This window comes from Mesorhizobium sp. P2_H9, assembly GCF_056403215.1.
Genome location: NZ_JBFUFX010000007.1, coordinates 185,214 through 209,720 on the forward strand (window position 1 = coordinate 185,214; position 24,507 = coordinate 209,720).

The 24,507-nt window shown below is 61.5% G+C and carries 26 protein-coding genes and 1 tRNA gene; 17 read left to right on the forward strand and 10 right to left on the reverse strand.

Annotation, left to right across the window (positions count from 1 at the left end):
- Nucleotides 1-7: 7 nt before the first annotated feature.
- Both AC1DXN_RS15115 and AC1DXN_RS15120 read right to left on the reverse strand, forming a co-directional pair.
- Entirely contained in the window at nt 8-985 is a 978-nt protein-coding gene (locus AC1DXN_RS15115) for an ABC transporter substrate-binding protein (RefSeq protein WP_477274303.1), read from the reverse strand.
- Between the two features lie 446 nt (nt 986-1,431).
- The gene (locus tag AC1DXN_RS15120) at nt 1,432-2,334 is read right to left on the reverse strand and encodes a sugar-binding transcriptional regulator (RefSeq protein ID WP_477274305.1); all 903 of its coding nucleotides are present in this window, start codon (nt 2,332-2,334) and stop codon (nt 1,432-1,434) included.
- A gap of 264 nt (nt 2,335-2,598) precedes the next feature.
- On the opposite strand from AC1DXN_RS15120, the gene AC1DXN_RS15125 reads away from it, so the two are divergent.
- A complete protein-coding gene (locus AC1DXN_RS15125; protein WP_477274307.1) occupies nt 2,599-3,504 on the forward strand; it encodes a tagatose-bisphosphate aldolase in 906 nt (301 codons plus the stop codon).
- 164 nt (nt 3,505-3,668) lie between these two features.
- Nucleotides 3,669-5,117 (forward strand): ROK family protein, encoded by a 1,449-nt coding sequence (locus AC1DXN_RS15130; RefSeq protein WP_477421583.1) that lies wholly within the window; start codon nt 3,669-3,671, stop codon nt 5,115-5,117.
- Nucleotides 5,118-5,480: 363 nt separating this feature from the next.
- Here the strand turns inward: AC1DXN_RS15130 and AC1DXN_RS15135 are convergent, their stop codons facing one another.
- Complete coding sequence (locus AC1DXN_RS15135; RefSeq protein ID WP_477274311.1) at nt 5,481-5,948, reverse strand: hypothetical protein; 468 nt, start codon at nt 5,946-5,948, stop codon at nt 5,481-5,483.
- Nucleotides 5,949-6,460: 512 nt separating this feature from the next.
- On the opposite strand from AC1DXN_RS15135, the gene AC1DXN_RS15140 reads away from it, so the two are divergent.
- The 6 genes from AC1DXN_RS15140 to AC1DXN_RS15165 all read left to right on the forward strand — a co-directional run bounded on the left by AC1DXN_RS15140 (nt 6,461) and on the right by AC1DXN_RS15165 (nt 11,812).
- Entirely contained in the window at nt 6,461-6,877 is a 417-nt protein-coding gene (locus AC1DXN_RS15140; RefSeq protein WP_477274313.1) for a very short patch repair endonuclease, read from the forward strand.
- A 462-nt stretch (nt 6,878-7,339) separates the two neighbouring features.
- On the forward strand, nt 7,340-8,356 hold the full coding sequence (gene dcm / locus AC1DXN_RS15145) for a DNA (cytosine-5-)-methyltransferase (RefSeq protein ID WP_477274315.1): 1,017 nt from the start codon (nt 7,340-7,342) through the stop codon (nt 8,354-8,356).
- Nucleotides 8,322-9,200, forward strand: coding sequence for a hypothetical protein (locus AC1DXN_RS15150; protein ID WP_477274317.1), 879 nt, complete (start codon nt 8,322-8,324; stop codon nt 9,198-9,200). The genes dcm and AC1DXN_RS15150 overlap by 35 nt, the downstream gene beginning before the upstream one ends.
- 161 nt (nt 9,201-9,361) lie before the next feature.
- The gene (locus AC1DXN_RS15155; RefSeq protein ID WP_477274319.1) at nt 9,362-10,240 is read left to right on the forward strand and encodes a hypothetical protein; all 879 of its coding nucleotides are present in this window, start codon (nt 9,362-9,364) and stop codon (nt 10,238-10,240) included.
- Nucleotides 10,230-11,066: a hypothetical protein gene (locus AC1DXN_RS15160; RefSeq protein ID WP_477274321.1), complete on the forward strand. Its 837-nt coding sequence runs from the start codon at nt 10,230-10,232 to the stop codon at nt 11,064-11,066. Before AC1DXN_RS15155 ends, AC1DXN_RS15160 begins: the two co-directional genes overlap by 11 nt.
- Nucleotides 11,063-11,812, forward strand: coding sequence for a DUF6339 family protein (locus AC1DXN_RS15165; RefSeq protein WP_477274323.1), 750 nt, complete (start codon nt 11,063-11,065; stop codon nt 11,810-11,812). Before AC1DXN_RS15160 ends, AC1DXN_RS15165 begins: the two co-directional genes overlap by 4 nt.
- A gap of 45 nt (nt 11,813-11,857) precedes the next feature.
- Here the strand turns inward: AC1DXN_RS15165 and AC1DXN_RS15170 are convergent.
- The 3 genes from AC1DXN_RS15170 to AC1DXN_RS15180 form a co-directional block, all read right to left on the reverse strand.
- Nucleotides 11,858-11,934 (reverse strand) — tRNA-Arg (locus tag AC1DXN_RS15170).
- A gap of 239 nt (nt 11,935-12,173) precedes the next feature.
- Nucleotides 12,174-13,097 (reverse strand): DUF1003 domain-containing protein, encoded by a 924-nt coding sequence (locus AC1DXN_RS15175; RefSeq protein WP_477274325.1) that lies wholly within the window; start codon nt 13,095-13,097, stop codon nt 12,174-12,176.
- Nucleotides 13,098-13,485: 388 nt separating this feature from the next.
- Nucleotides 13,486-14,376 carry a D-alanyl-D-alanine carboxypeptidase family protein gene (locus AC1DXN_RS15180; protein ID WP_477274498.1) on the reverse strand — a complete coding sequence of 297 codons (891 nt, stop codon included), beginning with the start codon at nt 14,374-14,376 and terminating at the stop codon, nt 13,486-13,488.
- A gap of 280 nt (nt 14,377-14,656) precedes the next feature.
- On the opposite strand from AC1DXN_RS15180, the gene AC1DXN_RS15185 reads away from it, so the two are divergent.
- The 4 genes from AC1DXN_RS15185 (at nt 14,657) to AC1DXN_RS15200 (ending at nt 18,983) form a co-directional block, all read left to right on the forward strand.
- Nucleotides 14,657-16,462: a methyl-accepting chemotaxis protein gene (locus AC1DXN_RS15185; protein ID WP_477274500.1), complete on the forward strand. Its 1,806-nt coding sequence runs from the start codon at nt 14,657-14,659 to the stop codon at nt 16,460-16,462.
- Nucleotides 16,463-16,700: 238 nt separating this feature from the next.
- A complete protein-coding gene (locus AC1DXN_RS15190; RefSeq protein WP_477274327.1) occupies nt 16,701-17,792 on the forward strand; it encodes a hypothetical protein in 1,092 nt (363 codons plus the stop codon).
- A gap of 115 nt (nt 17,793-17,907) precedes the next feature.
- Nucleotides 17,908-18,528: a nucleoside triphosphate hydrolase gene (locus AC1DXN_RS15195; RefSeq protein WP_477274329.1), complete on the forward strand. Its 621-nt coding sequence runs from the start codon at nt 17,908-17,910 to the stop codon at nt 18,526-18,528.
- 86 nt (nt 18,529-18,614) lie between these two features.
- The gene (locus AC1DXN_RS15200) at nt 18,615-18,983 is read left to right on the forward strand and encodes a hypothetical protein (RefSeq protein ID WP_477274331.1); all 369 of its coding nucleotides are present in this window, start codon (nt 18,615-18,617) and stop codon (nt 18,981-18,983) included.
- Nucleotides 18,984-19,019: 36 nt separating this feature from the next.
- Here the strand turns inward: AC1DXN_RS15200 and AC1DXN_RS15205 are convergent, their stop codons facing one another.
- From AC1DXN_RS15205 to AC1DXN_RS15215, 3 genes are all read right to left on the reverse strand, one after another.
- Entirely contained in the window at nt 19,020-19,724 is a 705-nt protein-coding gene (locus AC1DXN_RS15205) for a glutathione S-transferase family protein (protein WP_477274333.1), read from the reverse strand.
- Between the two features lie 131 nt (nt 19,725-19,855).
- Complete coding sequence (locus AC1DXN_RS15210; protein WP_477274335.1) at nt 19,856-21,064, reverse strand: beta-ketoacyl-[acyl-carrier-protein] synthase family protein; 1,209 nt, start codon at nt 21,062-21,064, stop codon at nt 19,856-19,858.
- A 5-nt stretch (nt 21,065-21,069) separates the two neighbouring features.
- Nucleotides 21,070-21,324 carry an acyl carrier protein gene (locus AC1DXN_RS15215; protein WP_477274337.1) on the reverse strand — a complete coding sequence of 85 codons (255 nt, stop codon included), beginning with the start codon at nt 21,322-21,324 and terminating at the stop codon, nt 21,070-21,072.
- A gap of 208 nt (nt 21,325-21,532) precedes the next feature.
- Here AC1DXN_RS15215 and AC1DXN_RS15220 point away from each other — a divergent pair, with 208 nt between their 5' ends.
- The 5 genes from AC1DXN_RS15220 to AC1DXN_RS15240 are packed head-to-tail and all read left to right on the forward strand — an operon-like array spanning nt 21,533 to nt 23,894.
- Complete coding sequence (locus AC1DXN_RS15220; RefSeq protein WP_477274339.1) at nt 21,533-22,366, forward strand: urease accessory protein UreD; 834 nt, start codon at nt 21,533-21,535, stop codon at nt 22,364-22,366.
- Between the two features lie 19 nt (nt 22,367-22,385).
- Nucleotides 22,386-22,688 (forward strand): urease subunit gamma, encoded by a 303-nt coding sequence (locus tag AC1DXN_RS15225; protein WP_023693076.1) that lies wholly within the window; start codon nt 22,386-22,388, stop codon nt 22,686-22,688.
- Between the two features lie 10 nt (nt 22,689-22,698).
- Nucleotides 22,699-22,953 (forward strand): DUF1272 domain-containing protein, encoded by a 255-nt coding sequence (locus AC1DXN_RS15230; protein ID WP_477274341.1) that lies wholly within the window; start codon nt 22,699-22,701, stop codon nt 22,951-22,953.
- A 34-nt stretch (nt 22,954-22,987) separates the two neighbouring features.
- Nucleotides 22,988-23,581, forward strand: a complete 594-nt coding sequence (locus AC1DXN_RS15235) for a HupE/UreJ family protein (protein ID WP_477274343.1) — start codon at nt 22,988-22,990, stop codon at nt 23,579-23,581.
- Nucleotides 23,582-23,588: 7 nt separating this feature from the next.
- Complete coding sequence (locus AC1DXN_RS15240) at nt 23,589-23,894, forward strand: urease subunit beta (RefSeq protein ID WP_477274345.1); 306 nt, start codon at nt 23,589-23,591, stop codon at nt 23,892-23,894.
- A 74-nt stretch (nt 23,895-23,968) separates the two neighbouring features.
- Here the strand turns inward: AC1DXN_RS15240 and AC1DXN_RS15245 are convergent, their stop codons facing one another.
- A complete protein-coding gene (locus AC1DXN_RS15245; RefSeq protein ID WP_477274347.1) occupies nt 23,969-24,346 on the reverse strand; it encodes a hypothetical protein in 378 nt (125 codons plus the stop codon).
- Nucleotides 24,347-24,507: the final 161 nt, after the last annotated feature.

The window sequence follows — 24,507 nt, forward strand, 5'->3', positions numbered from 1 at the left end:
TGAGGACTTATTCGGAGTAAAGATACTTCGAGATGTTCGGATCCGCGATGTTGGACTTGTCCATGATCGTGAAGCCGGTGCCGATCGCAACCGGGATCGAATGGCCGGTCAGATGGGCATAGGCCGAAACGACGCCGAAATAGCCGATCTCGGCCGGATGCTGGGCAATCGCAACGTCGACCAGGCCGGTGTTGATGTTGTCGACGATGCTGGTCGGCGCGTCGAACGCCACGACCTTGACGACACCGCTCTGCCCGGCCTGCTTGACGCCATTGGCGGCACCCAGCGCGGAGAACAAATTGGCGCCGAACACGCCGACGAGATCGGGGTTGCGCGCGAACACCGCTTGCAGCTGCGACGCCGCTTTGTTGGCGTCGTCCTCGTTGAACTGGGTCTCGAGCACGGTGATGCCGGTATGCTTGGCCATCTCCTTCTTGAAGCCTTCTTCACGCTGGTCGGTGGTCGAGATGCCGGGCTTGACGTTGGAAACGTAGACCTTGCCCTTGTCGCCAATGGCGGTGGCCAAGGCGCGCGCAGCGATCTCGCCGCCGAGCACGTTGTCCGAGGCAATATAGGCCAGCGGGAAATCCGCATCGCCGGCGCCGGTCTGGTAGACGCCGCTGCCGATGAAGGTGTCGACGGTGATCACCGGAATGCCGGCATCATTGGCCTTGCGCAGCGGCTCGACCAGCTGAACCTTGTCGGTCGGCGCGATCAGGATGGCGTCCGGCTTCTTGGCGATGACCGCGTCAAGCACGGGGACCTGGGTGACCGGATTGAAATCCGGGGCGCCCTGGAAAACCAGGTTGACGCCAAGCGCATCGGCCGCCGCCTGGGCGCCCTTGCGCATGGTGATGTAGAAGCCGTCGGTGGTCAGGCCCGGAACGAGCGCAATGGTGAACTTCTTGTCTTCAGCCGAAGCCGATCCGATCAGCGCCGTTGCGCTGATGGCGAGAGCCGCGAGCGCGGCAACAATCTTCTTCATGACATCCTCCTCATGGTGTTGGCAGATTTGCCGTTGCGATTGAAATCGGAATGGCCGTTGAACTGTTCAGGCTGTGGTGGGCTGACGGCCGGATACGCCTGCTTGCTGTTACGGGCAGCTCCTCCCAGGCGCCTCCAAAGTCGTTATGTCAGCCGGTCGAAACCGACCGGCCCGATATCGGCGGTTCCGTTTCCTTGCCTCCGCAAGGTCCAGAGAACCGCGCTGCCCGACACGCATAAGTGCCTGGCTGAAAAGTTGTAACACTTTGCTGAAAGAAATTGCAACCGGGTATTTCCCGGGCCGAAACGCTTTTCAAAACGGACGGCATCTGTCTGCTCCGCGGAGCCCCCGCCGGAGACTAGAGCATGATCCCGAAAAGGGGAAACCGGTTTTCGGACGAGATCATGGTCCAGCAAAAGGGTGATTTTGCGGTCGGGCGGATGACTCTATCGCGGCAAAGCGTCGAGGATGGCCTGCGCCGTCTTGGTGTCGGTTATCAGCGCGTTGATGAGCTTGGCCCGCACCGCACCGATGATGGCGCTCGCCTTCTCCGGCGAGGCGGCGACGCCGATCACCAGCGGCACGGCCCGAAGCTGCGCCGGCGACATGGCGATCATCCGGCTCTCGCCTTCCCACGGGATCAGCGTGCCGTCGGCGTCGAAATAGTGGCGGATGACGTCTCCGGCGGCATGAAACAGCGCCTGTTCGCTCAGCGTCGCGGCACTTGCCTCGGGCGGGTTGATGGCATGCGGCAGGCCGATGCCGACGATCGCGACATCGGTGCGGTCCCACAGCGCGACACTGTCGGCAATGGCCGCATCGCCAAGAAAAACCTCGCGCAATTCGCTCGACGGCAGATAGGGTGCGTGGATGAAATGCGGCGTGCCGCCGAACTCCTCGGCGGCCAGCCGCACAAACTCGTTGATCTGGAAATGCGCCGCCTGCTGCTGCATGCCGCCGGTGGCCGCGACGGTGAGAACGCCGGGAATGCGTGGCAGGCCGGCGCGGATCACCTCGCGGATAGCGCGTCCCCAGCCGATCGCGACCACCGAGCCGGCCGTCAGCTCGGCTTGCCTGAGCAAGGCGCCGAGCGGTGCGGCGAGCGCCGCCAGCGCGCCGGCCGCCGGTGTCTCGACCACCGCGGCATTGCGCAGCCCGAGCCCGTCGATCAGCTGCGTGGTGATGATTTCGGGCGTTGCCAGGTCGAGAACCTCGATGCGCACGATGCCTTCTGCCCTGGCCCGCTGCAGCAGCCGCGATATGGTCGCAGTGGAGACGCCGAGCCGGCGCGCGATATCGACCTGCGACATCTCCGCCTCGTAATGCATCTTGGCGACCGTATGCAGCATCGTCCGCGATGCGGCCGCATCGTTTGCTGAGGGGACAGACAGCTTGCAATTCCTTTCAGCAATGTGTTACAGGTCCGGCGACTGATCGAGTTATCGCGCAAATCGGGCAGACCTGCAACGTGAGTTCGTTCCCACAGCACCTTGTGGGGTCCGGCCGGATTTTCAGGGTTCGATAGCAGATCGATGCGGCATGCCTTGCGCGAGGTAGGCAACCTTCTTGTTCCACAAAATTGCGCCCCGGGCGCCAACATCGGACAAAACACCATGACCAAGATGACGACTGCGGAGTTGCGCGGCTACCAGCAGATCTGCGGCAAGGACGGCGCGATGATGGCGATCGCCTGCGACCAGCGCGGCGGCATGCGCACGCTTCTGGCGTCGGACCCCGAGGAACAGGCCAGGATCACCAACGACATGCTGGGCGACACCAAGGCCGACATCACCCGCTACCTCGCCAGCCAGGCCTCCTGCGTGCTGCTCGACCCGCTCTGCGCCGTGCCGCGTGTGGTCGATGAAGGCGTGCTCAACCGCGATACGGCGCTGCTCATCGGCCTCGATGCCTCCGGCTTCGATGTGACGCCGCAGGGCTACCGCCTGTCGCGCCTCGTTCCCGGCATCGACGCGCGCCGCGTGCGCGAACTCGGCGGCACCGGCGGCAAGATCATGGTCTATCTCAGGGCCGACAAGCCTGAGGCGAACGCGCACAACATTGCCATCTTGCGCCAATGCATCGCCGACTTCGGCAAGGAGGACCTGCTGCTCGTCGTCGAGTTCCTGACTTATCAGCTCGAAGGCGAAAGCGTTGAGGACTATACGGCCAAGATCCCGTCGCTGGTCGAGCAAGGCACCCGCATTTCGCTGGACTGCGGCGCCAAGGTGCTCAAGCTCCCCTATCCCGGCACGCCGGAATCCTGTGCCCGCATCACCGGCATGGCCGGAGACGTTCCGTGGGCGGTGCTGTCGGCCGGCGTCAACCACGCGACCTTCCTTGGCCAGGTCGAGATCGCCATGCAGAACGGCGCCTCGGGCGTCATTGCCGGCCGCTCGCTGTGGAAGGACTGCATCTCGCTCGACCGTGACATTCAGCGTGAAAAGCTGAAAACCATCGCTGTGTCGAGATTGCGCGAGCTTCAAGCAGTGATTGGCAACTATCGCCGGCAAGCCGCATGATTCAGGTGAGGCCGGCCTGCAAACGCCGGTTTCCTGCGCTTCCGGTGCTCACGTACTTTGAGTACGCTCCGCTCCGGTTCTCGATATCAGCCGCTTTCGGCTCGGCCTGACCTGAATCACAGGCCGGCGCCAGACAAGTACGGAACGTCATGCCACAAAGATCGATGGCCATTGGGATCGATATCGGCGGCACCAATCTGCGGGCCGCCCGCATTTCCGCCACCGGCGAAATCCTCAAACGCCTGTCCGAGAAAAGCGCGCCCGACCCGGAGTTGGTGCTCGGCCGCATCGCCGACATGGTGCGCCAGCTTGATATCACCGACGTGGCGGCGATCGGCGTCGGCGTCCCCGGTCGCGTCGATGCGCGGCGCGGCGCGGTGTTGTCCGGCGGCTATGTCGACCTCGCTTCGGTCGCCTTGGCGCAGCGGCTGGAAAGCATGGCCGGCAAGCCCGTCATCATCGACAATGACTGTAACATGGCGCTGATAGCCGAAATGGCGCGCGGCGCCGGCAGGGGCCACAACAACATCGTCATGTTCACCATCGGCACCGGCATTGGCGGCGCCGTAGCGCAGGATCGCCAGATCGTGCGCGGCAAGGCGACGGCGGGGCAACTCGGCCATATCGGCGTCGACATCAATGGCGAGCATTGCATCTGCGGCCGGCGCGGCTGCGTCGAAACCACCAGCTCCGGCACCGCGCTCGGCCGCCACATCGCCCGCGCCGGTCTCGGCCCTGATATCTCGATCGATCAGCTTTTCGCCCGCGATGCCGGCTGCGATGCCGTCGCGCGCGGCATATTGGAGGCATGGGCGAGGCCGCTGCGCGGGGCAATCGATACCGCGGTCGCCATGTTCGCCCCCGATCTGGTGCTGCTCGGCGGCGGCCTTGGCCACGCGGCGCACAGGGCGCTTGCCTGCGCCCCGGCTCTGGCGCCCTGGTACCAATGCCAGGTCGAACCGGCGCAACTCGGCGACGACGCCGGCGTCATCGGCGCCGGCCTGCAAGCGCTGGCGGCACAAGGGAAGGCTGCTGCCGCGCCGGCGGCCTTGCCCCGGCTCGGTCCGGGCCGGCCTGCCGCCCGGCGCGCCGTCCTCGTCAACGGCATCCCGGCCTCAGGCAAGAGCACGGTGTCGCGCTTCATTGCCGAGCGCATGGGCTGGCCGTTGCTGGCGCTGGATACGATCAAGAACCCGTTCCTCGAAGCGCTCGGCGGCGGCGACCGTGAATTCAACCGCACGCTCGGCCGCGCCAGCTATCAGGCCATCTGGTCGGTGGTCGGTGAAGCGCCGGCCGGCAGCATCTTTGTCGTCGACGCCTGGTTCGGCTTCCAGCCGCGCCAGTTGCTCGAGGATCATTTGCAAAAGGCCGGTATCGTTGAGACCGCCGAGATCTGGTGCCACGCCCCCGGCGAAGTGCTGGCCGAGCGCTACCGCGCCCGGCTCGGCCAGCGTTTGCCCGGCCATCCCGGTGCTGCCTACATCCCCGAGCTGATCGAGCTGGCCAAACGCGCCGAGCCGCTGCGGCGCGGCCCGCTGTTTGATGTCGACACGACGAAGGCGATCGATTTCGATGCCATCACAGCGTGGCTGCAGGCGATGGTTCACGCATAGTCAGCGCGCCTCCGCTATCATATGCGATTGCCCGGGATCGACCGCAGGGCAATCGCATATGGCGCTCCCCCACTCCGTCTCGGCTTCGCCGAGCCACCTCTACCCCCACATTCGTGGAGGAGAGGAAATGCCAACCGCCGAGGTCGCGGCCTTGAAATGCTTGGGTTTCCTCTCCCCCATGGACATTGGGGAGAGGTGGCCGCGCAGCGGCCGGAGTGGGGGGCTGGCGCCGCCATACGCAATTGCCCTCGGGTCGACAGGGAGGCCGCCGCAAACAAAAAACAAAGCCCCATCCCGACTCAATCGGGATGGAACAAGCTTCAGGCTGTCAAAGCCTCACGGCCTGTCCGATACTGCGAACGCTCAGCGGCGCGCCAGCAGCAGGCAGAGCTGCTTCAGGTCGCGATCGTAGGTGCCCTTGCCGCTGAGCACGCTGGCGCAGCGTTTCTTCATCCGGGCGATCTGGCTTTTCGACATGGCGGAAAGCGCAGCCACCGCTGGCGGCGTGGCGATCGCTGGCTGGTTGGGATCTCGAGGACTGGTGACGCCAACGCCAACCCCGGCGCTGACACCATCGCCGACGGAAGCCCCGGCCCCTGCGGAAACGCCGCCGGTTCCGCCAACCGTGGCACCCGCACCGGCGTTGACGCCGCTGGTGCCGCCAACGGAAGCGCCGACACCGACGCCACCGCCGCCGACCGAGGCGCCGGCATTGACCCCACCGCCGCCACCGAGGCCCAACCCGAGCCCGGCCGCGTTAGCGGGAAAGCACAAAGCGACGACAATCGCACCGCTCGCCAAGGTCTTGGTAAAATTCCGCAAGAAAAACATTTATGACGCTCCCCGTGTTGGTTACCAGGGCACAGGCTGAATGACATCGGTTACCAATATCATTACGCCAATGCAGGGTTTTTAGTTTCCTACCGAATAGACGTTACTGGAAATCGTTGTTATTGTTGCTTTGATTGATTGGAATAGATATTTGGCAATTGATGGAAAAAATCGAGGATTGTTGGCGTCCGAAGAGCCGGCGTATACGTGGGAGATTGATTGTTGAGCGGGACATCTATGCGAGTGTCCGAGGAAACCGTGTTGCGAGCCGCATTTCATGTTGCCACGACATGGCCCTCGATGCGAAGATTTAGATCTCATAGAAAACCGCGTGATCCAGGCGAACAACGTTCGCTTGACTGACTGCGGCTAGGAGGCGCTTAAGAAAGCCGCTACTGGGCAGCTTCAGGTAAATGTAGATGCGACTGTAGGAGTTGCGTCTATCCAATTGAATTTCAGCGCTGTTGTGATTCCACTCAGCCGGAATCCTTCCTGTTCGGAGTAGCTCAACCGTGGCCGATCGGCACACCGCGAGTCAGAGAAGCCATAATATGAGCCGCATCCGGTCGGCCAATACTGCTCCAGAACGGACAGTGCGCCAGATTGTGCACCGCCTTGGCCTCCGCTTCCGGCTTCATCGACGCGATCTACCAGGCACACCGGATCTGGTCTTGCCAAAGCATCGAGCGGTGATCTTTGTTCATGGTTGTTTTTGGCACCAGCATGCCGGCTGTAGGTATGCAAAGGTCCCGATTTCGAGCAGGGACTATTGGATTCCGAAGCTCGCTCGGAATGTTCAGAGAGATGCAAGCGCCAAGCGACAACTGGAGGAAGCAGGCTGGCGAGTGCTTGAGATCTGGGAATGTGAGACACGCAACTTAGCTGCTGCAGAAGCAAAACTCTGCTGCTATCTTGAGCGGGATCACTGACTGTCTTGGCGTGCAGCTTTGCCGGATCAGTTTCCTTGTCACGTACGCCCTCGGAGAGCCGTCTTAAATTACGACGAGCGGATCCAGCGGAGACGGATACGCTCAGGGCAAGCACGCTGTCACGTATCCTTGAGTTCAAACTGCCTGACCAAACGCGTATATTCGTAATATTTACGCGTCCTATTGACGTCCCGATACCTTTCCGATAGACGGCTTTGGTAGGCAGGAGAGCGTGATGGCCAGTGCGCGGGATAATTTTGTCCGCTTAGCAGAAGCAAGAACGAGGAAGGTTCTGAAGGACCTAGACCTCTTGGGGAATCTTTCAAATAGGTCAAACTATGCGTACTCAGAGGAGGATGTGAAGACAATCATCAAGGCCGTAGCCAAGAAAATGCAAGACGTGGAACTTCGCTTCAAGGCTAGCATGAGCGCAACCCGGGAGGCTGATTTCAGGCTTCCTCGATGAAGGCTGCCGCACTGTTTTCCGGCATTGGAGGATTCTGCCTAGGATTCGAGCGTCAGGGGATAAAAACCCAGTGGGCACTGGAGCTCAATCAGCACGCAGTTGAAACCTATCAGGCCAACGTTTCTACACCCAGAATTATTCAGAAGGACATCCGAGAGGTTTCCGTCGCGGGCGACAACCTCGAGCCAGTGGATGTACTTCATGCCGGCTTCCCGTGTCAGAGCTTCTCCCAGGCGGGCACGCGCTCGGGTTTTGATGACGATCGTGGCAAGCTCTTTTTTGAGATTGTCAGATTGCTACGAGAGTTTGGGCCCCAAAGGCCTCCCGTGCTGGTCTTGGAGAACGCGCCGTTTTTCCGCTACGGCGACGGAGGTGCATGGTTTCTGAGATTGCAGAACGAAATTAGAAAGGCTGGCTACTGGTTTAGGGATGAGAATGCTCAAGAAATTGATGCGTATAAATTCACTGCCCTTCCTCAGCAACGGGTACGCCTCTTCATGGTGGCGCTCTCAACAGATCATTTTATTAGCGGGCGGTTTGAATTCCCCAAGCCCAAGTCGGCGAAGGCGAAGGACCTCAGCGAGTTCGTTGACTTTGACAACGATGTTGGGGATCAATATTATTTGCCAAAAGATAATCGTTATTATCATATGATAAGTAATGCGGCGAGGGGAGATCGGCAGATTTATCAACTGAGGAAGTATCTTGTTCGAACAAAAGAGCCGGGGGTGTGTCCCACTCTTACTGCAAATATGGGCTTGGGTGGCCACAACGTGCCCTTTGTGTTCGCGCCGTCAGGTCTCAGAAAGCTGACTGAGTACGAATGCTTAGCGTTGCAGGGATTTCCAAAAGACTTTCGATTTCCAGAGAGTGTCCCATGGGCCAAGCGATACACTCAAGTTGGGAACGCGGTAGCGGTCCCAGTTGCAGAAGAGTTGGCTAAATTTGTTCGCAAGCGGTTGGCGACTGGGAGGATAGATGGTGACGAAGATCGGCTTCGAATTTCCGCGTGACAATTCTCAACAATGGGATGGTTTCAATGAGCCAGGAATGGAGCACTTCGCGGGTTCGCCATTTCGTTCGTTAGGGCGAGAGGGAACGCAGAATGCGCTGGATGCTAAGATAGCTTCACCTGTCGCCATAAGTGTTCGTTTGGTTGAAGTTCCGACAGCAAGCATTCCTGACGTGGATCAGTTGCGGTCTACGCTGGAGCTGTGTGCCATCGAGTCTCAAGCTGAGGGCGAAAAGGCCAAGCAATTTTTTGACACTGCAATTGACATTCTCGGTAAGTCGAAAATCTCAGTCTTACAATTTTCCGACAGCAACACCTCAGGTGTTAAAGGCCCATGTGAGTTGGGCTACCCATACTTCGCCCTCATGAAGGCGACAGGTCAATCAAAGAAGGAATCCGGCACGGCTACGGGTTCGTTCGGCATTGGAAAATTTGCTCCTTTTACGGTTTCCGGCCTGCGGACTATCTTTTTAAGTACGCAATGGAGTGACGATAGTGGTGCAATTCACCACTATGTTCAGGGCAAGGCGATACTAATGTCTCACCGCAACGGGGGCGCTACTCATCGCGGGACTGGTTTTTGGGGGGTAAGGAAAAACTGTCAGCCCTTGGTTGGAAACTTGGATGAATTGCCCAGCTGGCTACATCGCAAGGGTGAAAGCACCGGTACGACCCTTAGCATCCTAGGTTTCGTGCCGAACAAAGGCTGGGAAAAAATACTCGCGGCGAGCATCGGAGCTTTTTCGGAGCCATCTGCCGCAACGAGCTTACACTGGCGATCGAGGGAGGGCCAACGCTTAACGCAGGAACTCTACCAGGCTTCTTCTCCGACAAAGACACCCTAGACGCGATCAAAGATCAGAAAGAAGAGCCGGAGACATTTCAAAACAGTGGCCATTTCTTGAGGGCGCTCTCCAGCACTGAGAGCAAGATCGAGGAGACTCAGAATGCTTCACTAGGCCACTGTCGTCTTCACGTCCTCGTTGGGGAGGGACTTCCAAAGCGCGTGGCTGTCTTGCGCAATGGAATGCTTATAACCTCCGAACTCACTCGTTTGCGACGTTTTGGTGAGTTCAAGGAATTTGTCGCTGTTTTGGAATGCCTCAGTGACAAAGGGAACGCGTTGTTGCGGGCAATGGAGCCGCCGCCCCACAACGATTTTGAGCCGGACCGTCTTCCTACAACCCAACAACAGAGGGCCGGTCGCGTAGCGCTACGTGAACTAGCGGAATGGGTACGTCAAATGTTGCAGCGCCACGCTCAAGATCCAATCGCAGAGGTCTCTGAAATCGATGAACTCGCCGAGTTCTTTGGCGACGACGAAGAAGGTAGCGGACCAAAGCATAAGAATGGTGACGAAAATCCTAGAGGTGCGTTGAAAATTCGGGCGCGCCCTTTGCCGAAGAAAAAGTCAACCACTTCCAATATTCAAGACGACGCTACCCTGGAGACTGATGACACTGATTTCGGCGGTGATGGGGATGACGCCGGTGAAAGTGGCGGCGACGGTGGAGGTTCCGGTGGCGGTGGGGGCAAAAACGAGTCAACTGGTGGAGACACGACCAAGGGCGGCGCTGGCGGTGGAAGCGCTTCTCCAAAGAACCCCATCTCCACGCTCGCCCTGCAAAACGTCCGAGCGGTTATCCTGTCCCCAGTTCGGAGACGGATTTCTTTCACTCCTGAAATTGCGGGACAGGTGAAGGTAACGCTAGAAGACTCAGGCGCAGACACCAACCGACTCTTGAAAATCACGTCCACGTCCGCTGGTGCTGTTTCGGGCGGGGACCTGACCATTCAGTGTAACGTGAACCAACGCCTTACCGTAGATGTAGAGCTAGATAGGGTTTTCCAAGGTACAATTAAGGTCAAAGCTCATGCAGTTTGATAGCCTAAGGGCCTTTCCGTACCCAGTGTTGAGGCCTGACGTAGACGACTATATTGATGGAGACATTCAGGTAACCGTTGAGTTCGAGCCATCGGCGGATGGACAAGAGGTCTTCGCAGAAGTTACCTTCCATCTAAGCGTCAAAGAACTACAAGAGGAGGTGTGTGCCGGAAGGGCTCAGTATACAACAGTATTTGCGTGCCGTGATACGTATTTTCGTCACGTGCATGTGTCTGGAGAGGAGAGCTTTAAGGTAACTTTTCCAGCCGGTAGACTGCGGGGCGAAGTACAGATATTTCCATATATCGCTTCAGTGAAGCTAATAGATGATTATAAAAGTAAGCTGATAAATTCTGAATTCGGAGATGGACCATTTAGATACGAAATTGGGTCGGTACTGGCCGTGGATCGCCCCCAAATAATTTATATTGATCGAGATGTATTTAGACCGCTGTCATCTGTATTCGTTCTGATTGGAGATGAATCTATTGTTGGGCATGAATGGCAAGTCCGTACAACCGATGACAAGGTTCAAATTCTTGTAAGCTTCGAGTTAAAAGAACTTATCGATAAAGCGCGAAACAACAAAGCGCATCGCGCTGTTTTGATGAACTCAATATACTTTTCGTCGGTTATGCACTGCATATCTATATTGAAGTCTGGTTCGGATGAGAATGAATCGCGTTGGGCCAAGATAATTCAGCAGAAGTGCCACAATGAAGGTATAAATATCGATGAGCATGACGATTATCTGATAACCGAGAAACTTATGAGGAGCCCCTTTCAATTAATTGAGGCTTACGTATTTCAGGGAATTGAACAATGAAATTGCGTATTTTACGGGATTCGACGGTCGCAGCGCTTAGAAAGGCGATCGCAGACAATATAGAGACTTACAGATCAGGCGGGTTTTCGTTTCTGGACCTTGACGCCACACAGTATCACGAGCTTCCGATTTCACCCCAAGTAGGGGCACTGGAGATGCTGAAGGTTCCCGTAGGCGAGGAATTTCATGAGGTCGAGAATTGCCTTGCCGTTCATGGATATCTGTCAGAATTGACGCCATATGACGCTCGCGACGAGCGTCTGTGGTGCCATCTCACGCATACAGTTTTGCTTGACTATGTCCGCGCTCGTTGGCCGATACCCAGCGATGATGAGAAGGCCGTCGCGCATATCGAAACCCACTTTTTCGCGCGCACCAATCGCCAGATTGAGCGTGACAATGCGGCTTCGCGGTTATGGTGGATGTCGCACCTATGTACGCGTGTTTCTGGAATAGATCAGAAGGAGGCGCTCGAAGCATTCTTGTTCCGTGCGGATGTGAGAGCCAACATCATCGAGAGACCTACGATAGCTCAGTCGACGAATGTTTTTTCGGTGATCCTACGCGGGCTGGTCAAGTCGGCGGCAGGAAAGAAGACCCTCTTTGAGCGTAAGGCGTTCCGTGCCATCATGATGGAGCTCAACTCAATTGGCGGATTTCGCTTATTGGATGTCCTGCCAGAGCCGGAAATTCGCAAAATTTTTGATTCCGTCTTGGAGACCCGCCTAGGCGTCACTGGATACTGAGCAAGTTCGCAACCGCTCGAAAAGCTAGACTGATTTACTGGCGGTTGGCGCACCCGACAGGATTCGAACCTGTGACCTCTGCCTTCGGAGGGCAGCGCTCTATCCAGCTGAGCTACGGGTGCCTTCAGGATCGGCGATCTTGAAAACGAACCAGCCGGTGAACCGGCCAACCACGGCTTCTTAGCGGAAGCCGGCGCGGGCTTCAACGGGCAATTGGCGATTGGCCGCTGCCCTTCGCAGGCTCCCTGCCCTTTGGGCGTTCATCCCCTTCAAAAGGTCCACTGGACCTTTTGATCCGCCCAAAGGCGGCTTCACCGTTCGTCATTCGAACAGCCAGGGCTTTTCGTCCGCTGCGCGTCCATCACCCCGCCGCCTCCACCTTCGCCACCCGCCGCCGCACCCCTCGCGTCGCCCGCTTCGGCTTCTTCGCCCCCGTCAGCTCATGCATCGCATCCAGCTGCATCTGCTGCATTTCGGCCAGCCGTGTCCATTGGCGCGAGATCAAATAGTCGAGCTTTTCGTGCAGGTGCCGCACTTCCAGCTCCGCCTTCAGGTTCACCCGGTAGTCGTTGAAGGAGCGCAGCCGATCCTTGGTTTCCTGCCGCTTCTGGCTCATCATGATGATCGGCGCCTGGATCGCGGCGATGCAGGAGAGCAGCAGGTTGAGCAGGATGAAGGGATAGGGGTCGAAAGCGCCCCCCATGCCCTCGATGAGATTGATGCCGATCCATACCGCAAGCACGCTGGCGAACGAGATCAGGAACCACCAGCTGCCGCCGAACGCCGCCATATTGTCGGAGACGCGGTCGGCAAACGTCCGGTGTTCCTCGAATTCCTCTTCCGAGTTTTCCGAAATCGTGTCCTGCCTGGCGATCGATTCCACCACCTGGCGGTCGAGCTCGGAGAATTCGCCGTGCTCCTGCTGCAGCAGCTCCTCCATGTAGCGCATGCGGTAGCGGCCGAGCTCGGCGCGGCTGATGCGGGCGCCATGCGGCAGGTCCGGATGGTCGGCGCGGATGCGGTCGGCGAGGCTCGGGCGCAGTTCGTCGATGCGCACCAGGTCGCGCTTGTGGAACTTCCTGCCTGATATCGCCGACGGCTTCTTCTTCGGCTTCACCCGCGATGCGCCGGGCAGGGTCGGTTCGGAGTCCGGCACATCAGGGGCTTCGAGATGCTCGTCCGCAGGCGCGTCGTCCGCCACGGTGGCCGCCTCGAGATATTCGCCGCCCGACAGGTTCGCGTCGTCTGCCGCCTTCTGCGCGGATGCCTTGGGGTCGCCGGCCATGGTCAGTGCTCCTGTTTCTCGGGCTTTCCGATACGATACGCCAAGCCGGCGCGGCATATCCATCGCGACTGTGAAGCTGGTGTGACCAAACAAGTTCTTGTGATTAGAGGGCTGGGACTGCGCCTGTCAGTTCGTCATCCTAGGGCGGAGCGACGCGAAGCGGAGCGCAGACCCTAGGATCCATGCCGTTACGCTTGTCGAAAATGAGACGACGCAGAAGAGAGGACATCTGCGCGGGCGTTCCGGTGCCAGAGTCAGCACCGTGGCACGGCTCATAGGTCACGGCATGGATCCTAGGGTCTGCGCTGCGTCGCTCCGCTCCTTGCTGCGCCCTAGGATGACGAAGGGTCGGCGTCAGGCCGCGATGGATCAGCGCCCGCGCGACCGCCTATTGCTCCGGCAAACCAGGAAGCGGCAAACCGGGTAGCGGCGAAGCGGTCGGCTGCTGCCCTGCGTACATCAGCCTTGTCTTGGCATTCGCACTGGTCGGCGACAGGCTGCGCTGGATCAGCGCTTCGACATGGTCGTTGCGCTGCCTGGCGCTGTCGGCGCCCATCACCACCACGATCAGCCGGCGGCCGTCGGCGTCGTAGGACGTCACGATGTTGAAGCCGGAGGCCTTGATGTAGCCGGTCTTGATGCCGTCGACGCCGCGCACCCGGCCCAGCATGTCGTTGTGGCCGCGCACCAGCCGTCCGCGGAACATGAAGTCGCTTTCGGAGAAATAGTGGAATTGCTGCGGGAAGCGGGCGCGCAGCGCCATGCCCAGCACCGCCATGTCGCGCGCGCTCGTGTGCTGGTCGTCGTCGGGCAGGCCCGATGCGTTGCGGAACACCGTGCTGCTCATGCCGATCTGGCGCGCCTTGGCGGTCATGGCGCCGGCAAACGCCTCTTCCGAGCCGCCGAGATATTCGGCGATGGCCACCGCCACGTCATTGGCCGATTTGACGACGATGGCGCGGATCGCCGAATCGACATCGATGGTCTCGCCGCGCTTGAAGCGCAATTTGGTCGGCGGCTGCCTGGCGGCATTGTCCGAAACCGGGATCTGCGTCGCCTTGGTGACGCGGCCGGAATCCAGCGCCTCGAACAGCAGATAGAGCGTCATCATCTTGGTCAGCGACGCCGGATAGCGCTGCGCGGTCGAATTGACCTCGAACAGCTGCTTGCCGGTCGAGGCGTCGATGACGATGGCCGCATATTTCTGCGGCGGCGCCGGCACCGCCAACACCGAGTCCGGCGGCGCGGTGGTGCAGCCGGCAACAAACAGCAGCAGCATGAACGCCGCGACAAGTCTCTGGACGAGTGAAGGGAAGCGGAAAGCGGGCAAGTCGGTTCCGAAGCAGGCTGTTGCTGAGAGGGCCGGAACCTAGCCTAACCCGATTGCTTCGTCCATTTGGTTAACGGTGGCGGCAGAACTTGGGTGCCTCGCCCCCGCGCAGCGGGGGAGAGGAACCGAGTACCGCCCCGAAATCGCCTGTTTCCTGTTCTGTTTTGCCTTCGGGGTCGCGCTGCTGTTAATTGTGGTGCGACATTTGGCTTGGGGGTTGAATATGAGCATGGAACTCGGCGCGCAGGCGCCGTCGCTGATCAGGGCATCTCTCAGCCGCACCGGCAAATGGGCCGGCAGCGTCGCCTTTATCGGCGGCGCGGCGTCCGACATCCTCAACCCGCTGGCGCCGTTCGCCGCCTATATCGCGCTGGTCGCTTCGGTCGCGGCAGCCATCATCGCCATCGCCATCGTGCTGCGGCTGGTGCTGGCGGCCAAGGCGCTGCCGGCGCTGATCTTCGCCACCAGTGCGGCCGCCGTCGCCGGTGGCGTCTACGGGTTGCAACAGCAGACCAATTCGCAAAACGGGGTGATCGCCGGCCTGGTGCCGGCCATCGCTCAACTGCAGCAGTCGATGGGCATCGTCTCGGCCAAGGTGGCCAAGATCGAAAAAACCGTCACCGAGACGCAGCAGACGGTCGAGGCGGTCAAGCAGACGACCGACACGGTGGCCAAGACGACCGAGGAGATCGCCTCGACCCAGCAGCAGCAGGCCGTGCAGGGCGCCGAAACGCAAAAGAGCGTCGAGGCGGTCAAGCAAACCACCGAGACGCTCGCCGCCGGCCAGAAGCAGCAGGCGGCCCAGGCCGAGAAGCTGCAGGCGACCACCGAGCAGATCGCCGTCTCGATCGATACCATCGCCAAGGGGTTTGCCGCACTCGCCGCACAGGGCGGGGCGATCGCCGACCCCAAGCGTCCCGACGAGTATTATCACAATGCCCGCGCCTACGAACTGTCGGGCGACATGCTCAATGCGCGGCGCTCTTATCTCGCCTTCGCCGGTTTCGACGTCGACGCCATCGACCCCTACACGCGCTTTGCCACGCTGCTGCGCGTGCAGGACGGCAAGGCGGGTTCGCGCGAGGTGTTCGGCGCGCTGGCCGACAAGGGCAAGGCGCTGTCGATCAAGCTCGTCCATCTCGAACAGTTCGACGATGCCCAGCGCCTGGAAAAACTCAACGCCTTCATCGCGGCCCATCCCGATTTCGCCCCGGCCTATTACCTTTTGGCGCAGGAGTTTTCGGAGGATCGCCTCGGCAGCCAGTCGCTGTCCGACAAGCGCAGCGAAGCCCAGGCGCTGACCAAATTCGTCTCCTACGAAAAGGATGGCGGGCTGCTGAAGTATTTCGTCGACCAGACCCAGCTCGCCGACTGGCTGGACCGCAGCCGCAGCCGGCTGGCCGCCCTTGGCGACGTGCTCGACCCCGCGCGTTTCGCCCCGACCTTGACGCCGATGCGCTCGAACCAGGGCTGGTCGATGACCATCTCGCTGCCCGAGGTGGCCACCGCCATTTCCTGGCGTCTCGGCAACAGCGGCCCGTTCACCGACACCGGCTTCCTGGCGGTCAACGACCAGCGCACCGGCAAGCCGATGCCCAATCCGAGCTTCGAGTTGCCCGACAGCACCGCCGCCACCACCATCGCCATCAAATATCTCGATCTGAGAGGACGCGAGACCGGCCCGTTCGACATCAGCTTCGATCCGGACGCCGCCCTCCAGCAGGGCTCGAAGCAGATCCTCGACCAGTTCTGGACTTCGTGGATCGCCTTCGATGCCAGCGGCAATCACGGCCTGGTCTATTTCAGCCAGATGCTGTCATTCCGCTGCGCCATCAAGGAGGTGCATTACGGCCTGAACGGTGCGGCGCTCGACAAGGAGATCAAGATGCCGCCTTGCGACAAGAAGGACCCTTACGCCATTCCCTACGACTACCAGCCCTATTTCAAGGTCGCCGACAGCGTGAAGTCGATGTCGGTGCAGGTCACCTACATGGACGGCACCCAGTCGCCGGTGCGGGAGTACAAGCGGCAATAGGCTCGTTTACCCTCCCCCTTGTGGGGAGGGTCGGCGAGCGATCGGAGCGAAGCGGAGATCGGTCGACGGGGTGGGGGTAGCGCCCTACGAGGACCCCCACCCCGATCCGCTTTGCGGATCGACCCTCCCCACAAGGGGGAGGGTGAAGCAACCTCTGATGCAAAATGCCGGCGGCCACGCTTGCACAACCGGGCCTGAGCGGCTTTTGCTGGCGCGGGCAGAATCAGCAGGTGCGCGCATGGACACGGTCACGATCAAGGCAAAAGGCATTTCGGTTGCGCTCGACCTCACGGTCGGCCATCTCGCCGACTTGGTGGTCGACATCGATGGCCGCCAGCTGAAGCCGCTGCACCGCGCGCCCTGGGTCGACACGGGCGAGACGCTGCCGCAAAACCTGCCCGAAGGCACCGTTCGCCTGTCCGGCGATTTCCTTTGCGCACCGTTCTCGCGCAGCGATGTCGAGGAGGCACCGCTGCACGGCTGGCCGGCCAACAGCGCCTGGGATGTCGTCGACAGCAGCGCGACATCCGATGGCTGGCGCGCCACCTTCCGGCTGCAGCACAGGGTGATGGGCGCCGCCGTCGACAAGATCCTCACCTTGCGCGACGACCACCCCTTCCTCTATCAGGAGCACGTCTTTTCCGGCGGCGCCGGCGCCATTTCCGTCGCCCATCATCCGATGACGGCGATGCAAGACGGCGGCAGGCTGGCTTTTTCGCCCAAGCGCTTTGCCGCAACGCTGGAGGAGCCGCTGGAACCCGATCCGGCCCGCGGCCGCTTTATGCTCGCCTATCCCGCGCGTTCCGCCGATCTGACGCGCTTTCCGACCGCCGATGGCGGCACGACGGACCTCGGCGACTATCGCAACGATCAGCTGCGCGAGGATTTCCTCACCTTGGTCGAGGCCGATCATGGCGGACCGGGCTGGGCGGCCCTGGCGCGCCGCGCGGAAGAAGATCTGGTGCTGGTGCTGAAGAACCCGGCCGAATTGCCGGTCACCATGCTGTGGTTCAGCAATGGCGGCCGCGACTACGCGCCGTGGAACGGCCGCCATCGTGGCGTGCTCGGCATCGAGGACGGCCGCGCCGCGGTCGGTCACGCCGCGTCGATCAGTGACAACTGGCTGAAGCGCGAAGGCGTGGCGACGGCCTTTGCGCTCGGCGGCGAAGTCTCCTTCCGCCATGTTATCGGCGCACTGCCGCAGGCGGGCGGCGAACCACCCCGCGACATCGCAACGTCGGATGGCCGCATGCGCCTGGCCGCAGCCGACAGCTCGACCCGCGATATCGCCTTCGACAGCGATTTCCTGCGCATCGGCCAGCCTGGCTGATTTTCCAGCGCCGGCGCGGCGCTAACGTCGGCAGATGTCGCCCAATAGGCCAAATCGCGGTTTGAAATTTCCGCAAACTGCCGACAAGATGCAAAAGAACAACCGGAAGCGCCCAATGTCCGAAATCGCCCATCTCGCGGCCACCATCTTCAAGCGTGCCGGCAAGGCGCCGCGCTTCATCGTCGCCATTGCCGGTCCTCCGGGCGCCGGCAAGTCGACGCTGTCGGCCAGCCTGCATGATCTTTTGCCGGAAGGCGCCGCGGAAGTCGTGCCGATGGATGGGTTCCACTATGACGACATCGTGCTCGACCGGCGTGGCCTTCGCTCCAGAAAAGGTGCGCCGGAAACCTTTGATTTCTACGGCTTCGAGACGCTGCTGAAGCGCATCCGCGCCAGCGAGCCCGACATCGCCATTCCGGTGTTCGACCGTAGCATGGAACTGTCGCGCGCCGCCGCGGGGATCGTCGCAGCCGAGACCAAATTCATCCTGGTCGAGGGCAATTACCTCTTGCTCGACGAAGAGCCATGGTCGCGCCTGGCGCCGCTGTTCGATTTTACGATCTATGTCGACGTGCCGCGCTCCGAACTCGAGCGCCGCCTGCTGGAGCGCTGGCATGGCCATGGCCGTTCCGACGCCGATGCCCGCGCCTGGATCGCCTCCAACGACATGCCCAACATCGACCGCGTGCTGGCCCGCCGGCGGCAAGCCGACTTGGTAATCGGCGATCACGCATAATTCTCAGGATTTCCGAACGGGAACCTTAAGACTTTCTGGTCGTTATCGCCCAAACCGGCAATCGTGCCGCCATGAGGGAACGTCCAATGGCAACCAAGGCAAGAAAACCCGTCAAGGGCAAGACAGCGCAACCCAAGGCAACCCAGGCAAAGGCAGGCGCAGGCCCGGCCATAGCGGCGCGCTCCAAGGATGCAAAGCCGGCTTTCGGCAAGGCGCCGCCCAAGAAAGTGGTGCCGGCCATGGCCAAGACTGCGGCAAAAACCACCGCGCCAAAAGCCGCCAAGCCCAGGAAGGCGGCATCCGGCGGATCGATGGCAGGCAATGCCATGCGCACGGTCAAGGCGACGGCCAATGTTGCCGCCGGCGCGGTTGTCGCCACGGCCAGAGGCGCCGCATCGCTCGCTGCTTCCGTGATCGGCAGGGGCGGCTCAAAAGCCAAAGCCAAGGCGAAATAGGCCGAGCCGCTTCTCGCGGCTCTGCCTCGCCTCGCATCAGGCTCTGGCCGGGATGTTGAGGCCCCTCTGCACCGCCGGGCGCGCCAGGCCGCGCTCCAGCCATGCCGCAACGATGGGGAAATCGTCGAAACCGACGAGTTCCCGTGCCTCATAGAAGCCGATCAGATTGCGCACCCAGCCGAGCATCGAGATGTCGGCGATGGTGTAGTCGTCATCCATGATCCAGGTGCGGCCCTTCAGCCTCGTCTCGAGCACGCCGATCAGCCGCCGCGATTCGTCGCGATAGCGCTCCAGCGGCCGCTTGTCGGCGATCTCACGCCCGGCGAATTTGTTGAAAAAGCCGACCTGGCCGAAGATCGGCCCGATCGAGGCCATCTGGAAGAACACCCACTGGATGGTCTCGTAGCGCCGCGTCGGGTCGGCGGGGATCAGCTTGCCGGTCTTGTCGGTGAGGTAGAGCAGGATGGCGCCGGATTCGAACAGGCCGATCGGCTTGCCGCCCGGACCGTTGGGGTCGATGATCGCCGGTATCTTGCCGTTCGGGTTCAGCGACAGGAACTCCGGCGTCCAGCTTTCATTCTTGCCGATCTGGACGAGGTGCGCCTCATAGGGAAGGTCGAGCTCCTCCAGCGCGATCGAGATTTTCACACCGTTGGGCGTTGTCGCGGAATACAGCTGGAGACGGTCGGGATGCTTGGGCGACCAGCGCTGGGTGATCGGAAAGGCGGACAGGTCGGTCATCGAGGGGCTCCGGCTCGGGGATTTTTTTACGCGGGCATCGCGCGGAGGGGCCGCCAAGAGTTAGGCGGGCACGCCACGGCGATCAATACGGGGAGGAAACTTTCGCGCTGCACACACAGTCTACGCGTCGGTCAGATCGCCCTGAACGCCACGACCGCATTGGTGCCGCCAAAGGCAAACCCGTTGCTGATCGCGGCGCGCACCTTGCGCTCGCGCGCGACGTTCGGCGTGATGTCGAGATCGCAATCGGGATCGGCTTGCCGAAAATTGGCCGTCGGTGGCACGAGGCCTTCGCGGATCGCCATCACGCACGCGATCATCTCCAGCGCGCCGGATGCGCCAAGGCAATGGGCGTGCATCGACTTGGTCGAGGAGATGGAAAGCTTGTAGGCCTGATCGCCGAACACGCGCTTGATCGCCGCCGTCTCGATCTGGTCGTTGGCCTTGGTGCCGGTGCCATGCGCATTGAGATAGTCGATGTCTTCGGGATTGAGTTCGGCATCGGCCAGGCAGGCGCGCATCGCCGCCGTCGGCCCATCGATGGTCGGGGCGACGATGTCGGACGCATCGGCCGACAGGCCGGCGCCGGCAATTTCGGCCAGGATGTTGGCGCCGCGCGCCATCGCGTGTTCGTAGGTTTCCAGCACTGCCATGGCCGCACCTTCGCCGAGCGACAGGCCTTGACGATCGGCCGAGAACGGCCGGCAGGTGTCGGGCGCCAGTACTCTCAGCGCTTCCCAACCTTTCAGGATGCCCCAGACCAGCGGTGCATCGGTGCCGCCGGCGACCATGACGTCGGCGCGGCCGAGCCTGATCTGGTCGACCGCCGAGGCAAAGGCATGGTTTGACGAAGAGCAGGCGGAGGTGACGCCGAACACCGGTCCGCGCAGGCCTAGCGCCATGCTGACATGGCCCGACGCCGCGCTCGGCATCACTTTTGGCACGGTGAAGATGCCGGCGCGGTTCTTGCCCTCGAGCAGGATGGCGCGATAGCTCTCTTCGATCGCTTCCCAGCCGCAGACGCCGACGCCGATCACGGCGCCCATGCGGTATGTGGTGGCCTCGTCCGAAGCCAGTCCGGCATGCTGCATCGCCTCGCGCGCGGCGATCGTCGCCAGCAGGCTGAAGCGGTCCATCGACACGGTCTGCTTGTGGCTGATGCCGTGATCGGGGAGCGTCTTGATCTCGCAGCCGACCCTGACCTTCAGGTCATGCAATTCGGAATTGGCGATCGGGCCGATGGCCGAGCGGCCGGCGCGCATTTCGCCCCAGATCGCGGGCGCGTTGGTGCCGAGCCCGCATATGCCGCCGATGCCGGTGATGACGACCCGCCTGCGCATTCAGCTCAGGCTTTTTTCGCGATCAGCGCGCGAACCGCCTCGACCATGTCGCCGACATTCCTAAGATTGCTCCAGGCATCGACCGTGTTCATCTCGATCTCGATGCCATAGTCTTCCTCGAGATCGAAGATGATCTCGGTCAATTCCAGCGAATGGATGCCAAGCGCGGTCAATTCGGTACTGGTGGTGATTTCTTCGCCGCCCGGCTCCGCGTGAGCCTTGATCTTGGCGATGATGTCCGTTGCCAGCTGGTCAGCCATTCGGTTTCTTCCCCAACTCTGTCGTTTCCCGACGCCGACTGATCAGCGCCCCTCTGTCCCCGGATTCGAATCCTCGTCGCCTTTTACCCAGCAAGGCGCTGCATGACCGTTCCAGGGTGGCTCCCTCTATAGAAACGGAAACGTTGTCAAGCAACAAGCTATATATCGACAAAGCCGCCGCAGTGCTTAACGTTGGGCCGTGGATACGATGGAACACACCTCGATTTCAGCACCGCCGGCCCAGCGCGCAGCCGGCCTGGCGCAGCTTGTTTGCAGCAAAAGTGGCGGCCGCACGCGTCTTCAGCGCCTCTATCAGGACGGCTCCGCCAAGATCCGCATGCCGGCCGTGGCAGTCGATCCGCTCGAAGCCGTGTTGATCAACACCGCCGGCGGGTTGACCGGCGGCGACCGCCTCGGCTGGGAGATCGATGTCGGTGCCAGCGCTTCCGCCTCGATCACGACGCAGGCCTGCGAGAAGGTCTATCGCGCTGCGTCCGACCGCGCCGAAGTGCGGGTCAGGCTGACGGTTGGCGAAAACGGCCGCATCGCCTGGCTGCCGCAGGAAACCATTGTCTTTGACCGATCGGCCTTTGTCCGCACGCTTAACGTCGAACTCGCCGACGGCGCCGAGGCGCTGCTGCTTGAGGCCACGGTCTTCGGTCGCCTCGCCATGGGCGAGAGTACAACCCAAGGCCAATTCCACGACCGCTGGCGCGTCCATCAGAATGGCGCGCTCGTCCATGCCGAGGATTTCCGCGTCGGCCCCGGCATTGCGACCGCCTTGAACCGTCCGGCGGTGGCCGGCGGCGCCATCGCGGTGGCGACGCTGCTGATGGTCTCGCCGCGGGCGGAAGCCTTGCTCGATCCGGCGCGTGACATCATCGGCGGCCAGGGCGACGCCAGCGCCTGGAGCGTTCAGAAATCTGGCAAGCTTCTTGCGAGGCTGTTTGCCGAGGACGGCTACCAGCTCCGCAAGCGGCTGGTTCCGCTCGTCGAGTTGCTCAATGGGCGGGCGGGTCTGCCCAAATTATGGTCACTGTGATTCTGCCAGGGAACGACGCATGAACCTGACGCCGAGGGAAAAGGACAAGCTGCTGATCGCCATGGCGGCGATCGTGGCCCGCAAGCGGCTGGAGCGCGGCGTCAAGCTCAACCACCCGGAAGCGATCGCGCTGATCACCGATTTCGTCGTCGAGGGTGCTCGCGACGGCCGCCCGGTGGCCGAACTGATGGAGGCCGGCGCCCATGTCGTCACCCGCGCGCAGGTGATGGAAGGCATCGCCGAGATGATCCACGACGTGCAGGTCGAGGCGACATTTCCCGACGGCACCAAGCTGGTCACCGTGCACGAACCCATCAGGTGAGGAGGCGAACATGCTGGAACTGCGTCCCAACTGCGAATGCTGTGACAAGGACCTGCCGCCCGAGGCGACGGACACGCTGATCTGCACCTTCGAATGCACCTTTTGCGTTGATTGCGCTGAGAATGTGCTGGGCGGCACCTGCCCGAATTGCGGCGGCAATTTTTCCATGCGCCCGATCCGGCCGGCCGCCATGCTGAAGAAATATCCGGCGTCGACCAAACGCGTTCTCAAGGCCGAAGGCTGCGGTCCCCGCAAGGCCGCTTGAACTGCAGACGATTCTGACAACGGAAGGCACGTCGATGATATCAGCTCCGATGAAACGCACCGCTCTCTCGGCGATCCTGCTGCTGGCTGCGGCAATGCCCGCTTATGCCCATGTCGGCGTCGGCACGACCTCGTCTTTCGCGGCTGGCTTCAGCCACCCGCTTTCCGGTCTCGACCATATGACGGTGATGATCGCGGTCGGCCTGTGGGCAGCGCTCAAGGGCGGCAAAGCCACATGGGCATGGCCGGCGGCCTTTGTCGGCGTCATGCTGGTCGGTGGCGCGCTTGGCATGCTGCAAGTGCCGCTGCCCTTCGTCGAGCCCGGCATACTGGCTTCCGTTGTGGCGCTTGGCCTGCTGGTGGCGCTCGCGATCGATCTTCCGGTCTCGGCCGGTGTCGCCATCCTCGGCCTGTTCGCGCTGTTCCACGGCCACGCCCATGGCACCGAAGTGCCTGAGAACGCTGGCGGGCTCGACTATATGGCCGGCTTTGCCGTCGCCACTGTGACTCTCCATGCCGTCGGCATCGCTGTCGGCCGCGGCCTCGGCGTCAGATTCCGTGGCCTTGCTCGCGCTGCCGGTGCCGCTTGCGCGGTGGTCGGCGTCGGCCTCGTCTTCGGCGTGTTGTGAGGTTCTGATGATCCCGGGCGAAATCATCACCGCAGGCGGCGATATCGAACTGAACAAGGGCCTGCCGACGGTGTCGCTGAAAGTTGCCAACAGCGGCGACCGGCCGATCCAGGTCGGCAGCCACTACCATTTCTTCGAGACCAATGAGGGTCTGAAGTTCGATCGCGACAAGGCGCGCGGCATGCGCCTCGACATCGCCGCCGGCACCGCCATGCGCTTCGAGCCGGGCCAGGAGCGCGACGTCACGCTGGTGCCGCTTGGCGGCAAGCGCGAAGTCTACGGGTTTCAGCAGAAGATCATGGGCAAGCTGTGAGTTCGACGGCGTCGAGTGTTGTCGGCCCTTTGATGCGGCGGACGGACCGGATGCCAGTCCGCCGCAACGTATCGTCAGCTCGCTTTCTTGGTGATCAAGGTCAACGCGCCATTGGGGTTCATGCTGGCGGCAATCACCTGCGCCGACGTAAGCCCCTTGGCTTCGAGCGCCGACTTGACCTGTGGCGTGGCGTCGATCGAGCCGCGCAGCTTCTGCAGGTCGCCGTCGCCGCGCTTGGCGATCACTTCGTTGACCTTCGCCTGTGTAGCCTCAGGCAGTTCCTTGATATCGACGACGCTGATGCTCTGAATCGCCGGCGCTGCCGGCGGAGTGCCGGGCGCCGTGGGGGCGGCCGAAGCCGGCGGTTGTTGCTGCGCGGGCTGTTGCTGGGCGCTGGCGGCGCTCGCCAGCATCAGGGTGGCGGTGGCTGTAATAAGTATCGTCTTGCGCATGGATTTTCCTTTCCATCGTTTGGCAAACGGTCGTTTTTGGGTGGCTCGCCCACCTCAACCGGCAAATGGGATCAGAAGGTGTCGCCCAGCGGGTCATTGCATGACCATAGGATGGCGACCATGTGGAGTTCGGCTGCGGCCAGACCGTATTTCAGGAGCAA